Genomic DNA, 7,841 nt, shown 5'->3' on the forward strand with positions numbered 1-7,841 from the left:
CATGATCCTCAGTGGCTAGCTGTAGATTGTCAACAATCCGACCATTCGAGGGAGGCGTGGTGGATCTCGAGCGGCAAGTGATCGATGCGGTGAACAAGCAGCTTTTCGTCGACGGCAAGTGGGTCGACGCGAGCGAGGGGCGCAGCTTCGGCGTCGTCGATCCGGCGACCGGGCGGACGCTGTGTGCGGTCGCCGACGCCACCCCCGCCGACGCCCGTGCCGCACTGGACGCCGCGGTCGCCGCCCAGCGGGAGTTCGCGGCGACACCGCCCCGGGCCCGCGCCGACATGCTGATGGCCGCGTTCGAGTTGCTGCACGCCCGTGTCGACGATCTGGCGCTGCTGATGACGCTGGAGATGGGCAAACCCCTCGCCGAGGCGCGCGGTGAAGTCGCTTACGCCGCAGAGTTTTTCCGCCACTTCGCCGAAGAGGCCACTCGCATCGACGGCGGCTACCAGACCGCACCCGCGGGCAATGCACGTTTTCTGATCGCCCGCCAGCCCGTGGGGCCCTGCCTGCTGATCACCCCGTGGAACTTTCCGATGGCGATGGGAACCCGCAAGCTGGGCCCGGCCATCGCCGCCGGGTGCACCAGCGTGATCAAACCGGCGCACCAGACGCCGCTGACGATGTTGGCGCTGATGGCGATTCTCGACGAGGCGGGCGTGCCTGCCGGTGCGGTCAACTGCATCACCGCGATGGATGCGAACGCGGTGTGCGAACCGCTGATCCGGTCCGGGCTGGCCCGCAAGCTGTCGTTCACCGGGTCGACCCGGGTGGGCCGCATCCTGCTCGAACAGTGCGCCCAGAAGGTGCTGCGGACTTCGATGGAACACGGGGGCAACGCCCCGTTCATCGTGTTCGCCGACGCCGATCTCGACGAGGCGGTGGACGGGGCGATCGCGGCCAAGATGCGCAACATGGGCGAGGCCTGCACGGCGGCGAACCGGATCTTCGTCCACGCCGCGGTGATCGATGAGTTCGGGCGTCGGCTCGCCGAACGGATGGCGGCGATGACCGTGGGTCGCGGCACCGAGGAGGGGGTCAACGTCGGTCCGCTGGTCGACGAGGCCGCGCTGCACAAGGTGCAGGCCCTGGTCGACGACGCGGTGGGTCGCGGCGCCCGCGTATTGACCGGTGGCACACCGGTTTCCGGCGACGGCTACTTCTATGCGCCGACCGTGCTGACCGCTGTCCCGCGCGACGCCCGGATGTCCGGTGAGGAGATCTTCGGCCCGGTCGCTCCGTTGACACCGTTCGAGACCGAGGACGGTGTCGTCGCCGCCGCCAACGACACCGAGTATGGGCTGGTCGCCTACGTGTTCACCAACGATCTGCGGCGCGCGCTGCGGGTCGCCGAGGCGCTCGAGACCGGCATGGTCGGGCTGAACCAGGGCATCGTGTCCAATCCCGCGGCGCCGTTCGGCGGGGTCAAGCAGTCGGGCCTCGGCCGTGAGGGCGGCTCCGTGGGCATCGACGAATTCCTGGAGACCAAGTACGTCGGTATCGCCCTGTAGCGGTCAGGCGCCGCGCGACACCCGAGCGACCAGCCGGTCGACGGCGTCCTCCATGTGCGCGATCAGCAGCTTGTCGGACAGCTGCACGTCGCCGGCCCTGATCGCGCTGGCCAACGCCTGGTGCTCGACCACGCGGTCGCTGGGGTTGTCATAGGTGTCGGCCAGCGCGTGCACGCACATCCGCGTCTCGACGAGGTACGTCTGGTGCATCCGCGACAGCCGCGGGCTTCCCGCCAATTCGACAAGTCGCTCGTGGAAACGGATGTCGGCCTCGCTGCCCTCCTCGACGTCGGCGGCCGCCGCCATCTCCTCGACGATCGCCAGCAGTTCGTCGCCCGCGGTTGCGTAGTCGCCCTGCAGGATCCGGCGGGTCGCGGCGCGTTCGATGGCCTCGCGCGCGAGGTACATGTCGGATGCCACCTCGGGTGTCATGTCGATCACGAACACCCCGCGGTTGCGGATGGCGATCAGCAGACCCTCCTGGGTCAGCCGCTGCATACCCTCGCGCAGCGGCCCGCGGCTGACGCCGAGCTTGCGGGCCAGGTCGGCCTCGATCAGCTGCGTGCCGGGAGCCAACTCACCGTGCGCGATCGCCTGCCGCAGCTTGTCGGCGACGATGCTCGGCGTGGACTCCTGCTCGACGGGTGCGAGGAACTCGGTCATCGGGCCTCCTCGAACAGGCGGCCCAACCCCGGGAAGGCGAGCGCTCCACCGGCGAGTTGCAGACCCTTCCACACCGTCACCTGGTTGGCGGTCAGCACGGGTTTGCCCACCGCGGCCTCGAGCCGGTCGACGATGGCCAGCGTGTGCATCGCGGTGTCGGGCACCAGCACCGCCTCCGCGTCCGGATGATCGGCCGCGGTGACCATCTGCTCCACCCGCTCGGGCTCCAGAGTGCCGACTTCGGCGGCCGTGATGATCCCGTGGCTGCCCATCGCCATCACCTCGATCCCGTCGGCGGCCAGGAACCGCACGAAATGCTCGGCCACGTCCTGCGGGTACGACGCGGCCACCGCCACCCGTCGGATACCGAGGTGGCGCAGCGCGTCGACGAACGCGATCGAGGTCGAGGACGCCGGAACTCCCGCCGCCTCAGCCACTTTCGCGGCCTGGTGGCGTGCGCCCTCCGGGCCGAACACGAAGCTGCCTGAGGTGCACGCCCACATCACCGCCTGCGGACGCTCGTCGGCGAGTTGGCGCACACCGTCGGCGAGCCGGTCGTCGCCGCCGAGGTCGAGCAGTGCGTCGACCCGGTGCGCGTCCTCGCCGACGGAGGTGATGACCACGGGAAGGCGCAGTAGCCCCGCGGCGCGAGCCTCCAGCGCCGGGAAATCGTCCTCGGCGCTGTGCCCCGGGTAGAGGAGTCCTACGGTCGCCATCACGGCCCCTTCGATCGGCAGATTGTCGACAATGTTAACAACCGGCAGGTCGACGCCTACGCCTCCAACAGGCGCTGGCCCGGCCCCACGGCCTTGCGCCCGGCGACGCGCAGCGCCGCCCACATGGTCACCTGGTTGGCCGTCACCACCGGCTTCTGCAGCTCGGCCTCCAGCTCGGCGATCAGGTCGTAGGTGGGCAGGTTCGTACAACTGACGACGATGGCATCGGCTTCGGCGACGTCGGTGGCGCGGACCAGCTCGGCGGTCTCCGAATACGGCACCGCCCAGATCTGTTCGGTCAGGCCCAGGCCGGAGGTGGCCACCACCTCGATGCCGGCTTCCATCAAATACTTGGTCAGGCCGATCGTCAGATCCGACGTGTACGGGGTGACGGTCGCGACGCGGCCGACACCGAGGTGGCGCAGCGCCTCGAGCATCGAGCCGCTGGTGGTGACCGCGGCCGGCGCTCCGGCCGCCCGCATCGCCGCCACCAGCGCGGCCTCGCCGGCCATCCCCTTGACAAAGCTGCCCGCGGTGCACGCATACGCGGTGACGATCGGCGAGACCGCCAGGACGTTGGCCGCACCCGCGACGACGTGTTCGGGATCGGAGATGTGCACGGCCATGTCGACGGTCACCGGCAAGGGGGCGTACCTCAGCCGGGTGACGAACAGGCTGACGTCGTCGGGCACCCAACGCCATAGTTCGCGGTCGAGCGCGAAGTCGTATGGAGTGACGACGCCTATGCCTACCTGCTGCAATGGTGGGGGCGGCGCCAATTCCCCGATCCTCATTTGCACAGTGTGAGGCCAGGAGGCCAAACCAGCAACAGATTGTTGACAATCCTACGGCGTGTCCCTAGCTTGGGGGCGTGCCAGCCCCGGGGGAGAGCGTGCGGATCGCATCGTCGTCGCAGCTCACGGGTGGTTCCCCTGAGCCGCTCATCGCCGTCCTGTGCGAGAAATCGACGGACCGCCCGCCCGGCCTCGAGCGTGTCGGAGCCGACCTGCGCTACTGCACCGCCGAGGATCTCGCTGCGGCCGTCCGCGGTGCCCGCGCGCTGTTGTTGTGGGACTTCTTCTCGACCGCGGTGCGCGACGTGTGGAGCGAAGCCACCGAACTCGAATGGATCCACGTCACCGCGGCCGGCGTCGACACCCTGCTTTTCGACGAACTGCGTGACTCCGACGTCGTGGTGACCAACGCCCGCGGCGTGTTCGACCGGCCCATCGCCGAATACGTACTCGGCGCGGTGCTCGCCCACGCCAAGGACAGCCGCACCAGCTTCGCGTTGCAGCGCGAGCATCGATGGCAGCACCGCGAGACCCGCGGCATCGCGGCGGCCCGCGCACTCGTGGTCGGCACCGGCAGCATCGGCCGGGAGATCGCCCGCCTGCTGCGGGCCGCGGGCATGCAGGTGCGCGGCGCGGGCCGCGTCGCGAGAGCGGACGACCCCGACTTCGGCGACGTGGTGGCCAGTGCGGACCTGGCCGATGAGGTCGGCTGGTGTGACCATCTGGTGCTCGCGGCGCCGCTGACATCGGCGACGCGCGGCCTGGTGGACGCATCGGTGCTGTCCGCGATGAAGCCCGACGCGCATCTGGTCAACATCGGACGGGGTCCGCTGGTGGAGGAGTCAGCACTGGTTTCGGCGTTGCGCGACAACCGGATTGGCGGTGCGACACTGGATGTGTTCGACACCGAACCGCTGCCGACCGGCCATCCGCTGTGGGACGCTCCCAACGTGACGATCACTGCGCACATGGCCGGCGACGTCGTGGGCTGGCGGGAGACGCTGGCCGAGCAGTTCGCCGACAACGCGCGGCGCTGGCTGGCGGGGGAGCCGTTGGTGAACGTGGTGGACAAGAAGCTCGGCTACATCCCGGGGGACATCCCGGGGGACCCGCGATGATCCCGACGGCCGCCGAATTGGTGCAGGGTTACCGCGCCAAGACCCTCTCTCCGGTCGAGGCCACGCAGGAGGCGCTGGCCGCAATCGATGCGTATGACAGTGCGGTCAACGCCTACGTGCTCGTCGACCCCGAAGGGGCACTGGCCGCCGCCCGCGCGTCGGAGGCGCGGTGGCACGCCGGGGAACCGCTCGGCCCCGGAGACGGGTTGCCGACGTCGATCAAGGACGCGTTGTGGACCAAGGGATGGCCGACGCTTCGCGGCAGCTGGCTCATCGACGAGGCCGGACCCTGGGACGAGGACGCGCCCTGCACCGCGCGATTGCGTGAGACCGGTGCGGTGCTGCTCGGCAAGACGACGACACCGGAGTACTCGTGGAAGGGCGTGACCGACTCGGCGCGCTTCGGCCTCACCGGCAACCCGTGGGACCCCACGAAAACGGCGGGCGGTTCGAGCGGCGGCAGCGCAGCGGCGGTGGCCCTCGGCATGGGGGTGTGGTCGGTGGGGACCGACGCGGGCGGGTCGGTGCGGATCCCTGCGGGGTTCACCGGAACCGTCGCGCTCAAGCCGACGTACGGCCTGATTCCGCACTATCCGCCGAGCCCGTTCGGCACACTGGCGCATCCGGGTCCGATGACGCGGACCGTGTTCGACACCGCCGCCCTGATGGATGTCATCACCGGTTTCGATGCGCGCGACTGGTCGGCGATGCCGACTCCGCGCGAGTCGTTCCTTGCCGGCCTCGACGACGGTGTCGCGGGTCTGCGCGTGGCGTTCTCACCAAGGCTCGGCTACGTGCGCAACGACCCGGAGATCGACGCGGCGGTACGGGCCGCGGTGAACGTCCTGGCCGACGCGGGCGCCCGGGTCGAGGAGGTCGATCCCGGTTTCCGCGACCCTATTGAGGCCTTCCACATCCTGTGGTTCTCGGGGGCGGCGAAGGTCTTGCAAGCCTACGGCGAAGCGGTCGACGATCGCGTTGATCCGGGGTTGCGCCGGATAGCGGCGGTGGGTGCGACGTTCTCGGCGTCGGACTACCTCGACGCCACGTCGGTGCGGATGCAGCTCGGGCAGGTGATGGGCCGGTTCCACCGGGACTACGACGTGCTGGTTACGCCGACGCTCCCGATGCCCGCTTTTCCCGTCGGCCGCGACGTGCCCGAGGGGTGGCGGTCGCACTACTGGGCGAGCTGGACGCCCTACACCTACCCGTTCAACATGACTCAGCAGCCCGCGCTGAGCGTGCCGTGCGGCTTCACCTCCGCTGGGCTGCCGATCGGGCTGCAGATCGTCGGCCCCCGGCACGCCGATGCGACGGTGCTGCGGGTGGGCCGCGCCCACGAGATGGCCACCGACTGGCATACGCGTACACCGGCAGTGATGACACAAGGAGTTCGATGAGCAGGCTGATCACCGTGTCCCTCGACAAGCGCGGCGTCGGCTGCACCGCGCGCCTGCTCGACGATGCGGCACCACGCACGTGTGCGGCGGTGTGGGACGCGCTGGAGGAGCGCCCACTATCGTCCCAGGTGTTCCACGGAAAGTACGCCCGCAACGAGATCTACACGCTGCTACCGGCTTTCGCGCCGTCGGACCCGGGCAGGGAGAACACCACCGTGACGCCGATCCCCGGCGACCTGTGCTGGTTTTCGTTCGACTCCGACCAGCTGGGCAACCCGGCCTACGGCTACGAGAACTCCACCGGGACCGGCACCACCGGTGCGATCGTCGACCTGGCGCTGTTCTACGGCCGCAACAACCTGTTGATCAACGGGGATCAGGGCTGGGTGCCGGGCAACGTGTTCGGAGAGGTCATCGAGGGCCTCGACGAGATGGCCGAAGCCTGCCAGGACCTGTGGATGGGCGGGGTGCGCGGAGAAAGCCTGACCTTCGCGCGCGCTGCGGGTTGAGGCTCCGGGCTACAGCGGCTGCAGGCTGACCGGTTGTTCGTTCTCGCCAGGGTTTTGATCGTTGCAGGAACCGGCTTTCCACGCGTAGCGAAGGCTGCCCGCCAAGGTCGTCGGGTCGAACGAGTACGTCAGATCGGCCGGGCCGGTGGTGCCGTTGGCACACGGACGCCCGTTGAAGACGTCGTGACGCTCGACGACCCATGGGCCGTCCGCCTGCCTACCGATCTGCGCGATCATTCCCGTCGAGCTCGAAACCGTTCCGCCGCAATGCCCTTCGGGGTTGCACTGGGTGGTGATGGCCCACGTGTTCGACGTCGGCCCGTTGACGAATCGGAATTCGCCCTCCAGGCGCCCCTGGGCTGCCGCCGGTGCGGCCAATCCGACCGCGGCGCCGACGAACATCACCACCGCGGCCGTCGCTCGTGTGATCGCCATGCCCGCAGCATCACACGTCTGGCGTGCCCGCATCGGCGAGTTGACGAAAGTCGCCGCGGTCAGCCGAGGCCGGGAACGATGTCGCGCAGCGCGAAGGTGATCGGCTGCTCGAGTTGCTCGTAGGTGCACGAACGGGGGTCGCGGTCGGGACGCCACCGGTTGAACTGGGCGGTGTGGCGGAACCGCTCACCCTCCATGTGGTCGTAGCGGACCTCGACCACCCGTTCGGGGCGCAGCGGCACGAACGACAGATCCTTGCCGGCGTTCCAGCGCGACCCGCCGCCGTAGCGGCGCACGACGTCGGGGTCGGCGTCTGCGGCCCAGTTCCACGGATGCTCCTCGAAAGTCGTTCTCAGCGGCTGAAGTTCGGTGAACAGCTCGCGACGGCGGGCCATCGGGAAGGCGCCGATGACGCCGACGGATGCCAGCGTGCCGTCGTCTCTGTACAACCCGAGGAGAAGCGATCCGATCGCATCCTCGCCGGACTTGTGCACGCGGTAGCCGCCGACGACGCAGTCCGCCGTGCGCTGATGTTTGATCTTGAACATCACGCGCTTGTCCGGCTGATAGGTCAGGTCAAGGGGTTTGGCGATGACGCCGTCGAGGCCCGCGCCCTCGAACTCCTCCAGCCACTGTAACGCGAGCTCGGGATCCTCAGTTGTTCTCGTGACGTGGCACCACTGCTTCTC

Annotated in this window: 9 protein-coding genes; 4 read left to right on the forward strand and 5 right to left on the reverse strand. The window is 69.1% G+C overall.

The window, feature by feature from the left end; translation table 11 throughout:
• Positions 1-59 precede the first annotated feature (59 nt).
• Entirely contained in the window at positions 60-1,517 is a 1,458-nt protein-coding gene (locus tag A5650_RS18455) for an NAD-dependent succinate-semialdehyde dehydrogenase (RefSeq protein ID WP_502687081.1), read from the forward strand.
• Positions 1,518-1,520: 3 nt separating this feature from the next.
• Here A5650_RS18455 and A5650_RS18460 read toward each other — a convergent pair whose 3' ends face one another.
• The 3 genes from A5650_RS18460 to A5650_RS18470 are packed head-to-tail and all read right to left on the reverse strand — an operon-like array spanning position 1,521 to position 3,690.
• Complete coding sequence (locus A5650_RS18460) at positions 1,521-2,180, reverse strand: GntR family transcriptional regulator (protein WP_067294579.1); 660 nt, start codon at positions 2,178-2,180, stop codon at positions 1,521-1,523.
• Complete coding sequence (locus A5650_RS18465; protein WP_197501911.1) at positions 2,177-2,896, reverse strand: maleate cis-trans isomerase family protein; 720 nt, start codon at positions 2,894-2,896, stop codon at positions 2,177-2,179. The genes A5650_RS18460 and A5650_RS18465 overlap by 4 nt, the downstream gene beginning before the upstream one ends.
• Positions 2,897-2,952: 56 nt before the next feature.
• A complete protein-coding gene (locus tag A5650_RS18470; protein ID WP_197501912.1) occupies positions 2,953-3,690 on the reverse strand; it encodes a maleate cis-trans isomerase family protein in 738 nt (245 codons plus the stop codon).
• 104 nt (positions 3,691-3,794) lie between these two features.
• On the opposite strand from A5650_RS18470, the gene A5650_RS18475 reads away from it, so the two are divergent.
• The 3 genes from A5650_RS18475 to A5650_RS18485 are packed head-to-tail and all read left to right on the forward strand — an operon-like array spanning position 3,795 to position 6,717.
• On the forward strand, positions 3,795-4,808 hold the full coding sequence (locus A5650_RS18475; protein ID WP_197501918.1) for a D-2-hydroxyacid dehydrogenase: 1,014 nt from the start codon (positions 3,795-3,797) through the stop codon (positions 4,806-4,808).
• Positions 4,805-6,208: an amidase gene (locus A5650_RS18480; protein WP_067294587.1), complete on the forward strand. Its 1,404-nt coding sequence runs from the start codon at positions 4,805-4,807 to the stop codon at positions 6,206-6,208. The genes A5650_RS18475 and A5650_RS18480 overlap by 4 nt, the downstream gene beginning before the upstream one ends.
• Entirely contained in the window at positions 6,205-6,717 is a 513-nt protein-coding gene (locus tag A5650_RS18485; protein ID WP_067294590.1) for a DUF3830 family protein, read from the forward strand. Before A5650_RS18480 ends, A5650_RS18485 begins: the two co-directional genes overlap by 4 nt.
• A gap of 9 nt (positions 6,718-6,726) precedes the next feature.
• Here A5650_RS18485 and A5650_RS18490 read toward each other — a convergent pair whose 3' ends face one another.
• Together A5650_RS18490 and A5650_RS18495 are read right to left on the reverse strand one after the other, a co-directional pair.
• A complete protein-coding gene (locus tag A5650_RS18490) occupies positions 6,727-7,152 on the reverse strand; it encodes a hypothetical protein (RefSeq protein ID WP_067294593.1) in 426 nt (141 codons plus the stop codon).
• A 59-nt stretch (positions 7,153-7,211) separates the two neighbouring features.
• Positions 7,212-7,841: ATP-dependent DNA ligase (locus tag A5650_RS18495; RefSeq protein WP_156744187.1), on the reverse strand; the 630-nt coding region annotated here is incomplete at its 5' end.

Origin of the sequence: Mycobacterium sp. 1164985.4 (assembly GCF_001668575.1) — a bacterium.
Taxonomy (GTDB): Bacteria; Actinomycetota; Actinomycetes; order Mycobacteriales; family Mycobacteriaceae; genus Mycobacterium.

Excerpts from the sequence above, each read along its gene's own strand:
- A5650_RS18460 (WP_067294579.1), bottom strand. The coding sequence starts at position 2,180 with ATGACCGAGTTCCTCGCACCCGTCGAGCAGGAGTCCACGCCGAGCATC.
- A5650_RS18465 (WP_197501911.1), bottom strand. The coding sequence starts at position 2,896 with ATGGCGACCGTAGGACTCCTCTACCCGGGGCACAGCGCCGAGGACGAT.
- A5650_RS18470 (WP_197501912.1), bottom strand. The coding sequence starts at position 3,690 with ATGAGGATCGGGGAATTGGCGCCGCCCCCACCATTGCAGCAGGTAGGC.
- A5650_RS18480 (WP_067294587.1), top strand. The coding sequence starts at position 4,805 with ATGATCCCGACGGCCGCCGAATTGGTGCAGGGTTACCGCGCCAAGACC.
- A5650_RS18485 (WP_067294590.1), top strand. The coding sequence starts at position 6,205 with ATGAGCAGGCTGATCACCGTGTCCCTCGACAAGCGCGGCGTCGGCTGC.
- A5650_RS18490 (WP_067294593.1), bottom strand. The coding sequence starts at position 7,152 with ATGGCGATCACACGAGCGACGGCCGCGGTGGTGATGTTCGTCGGCGCC.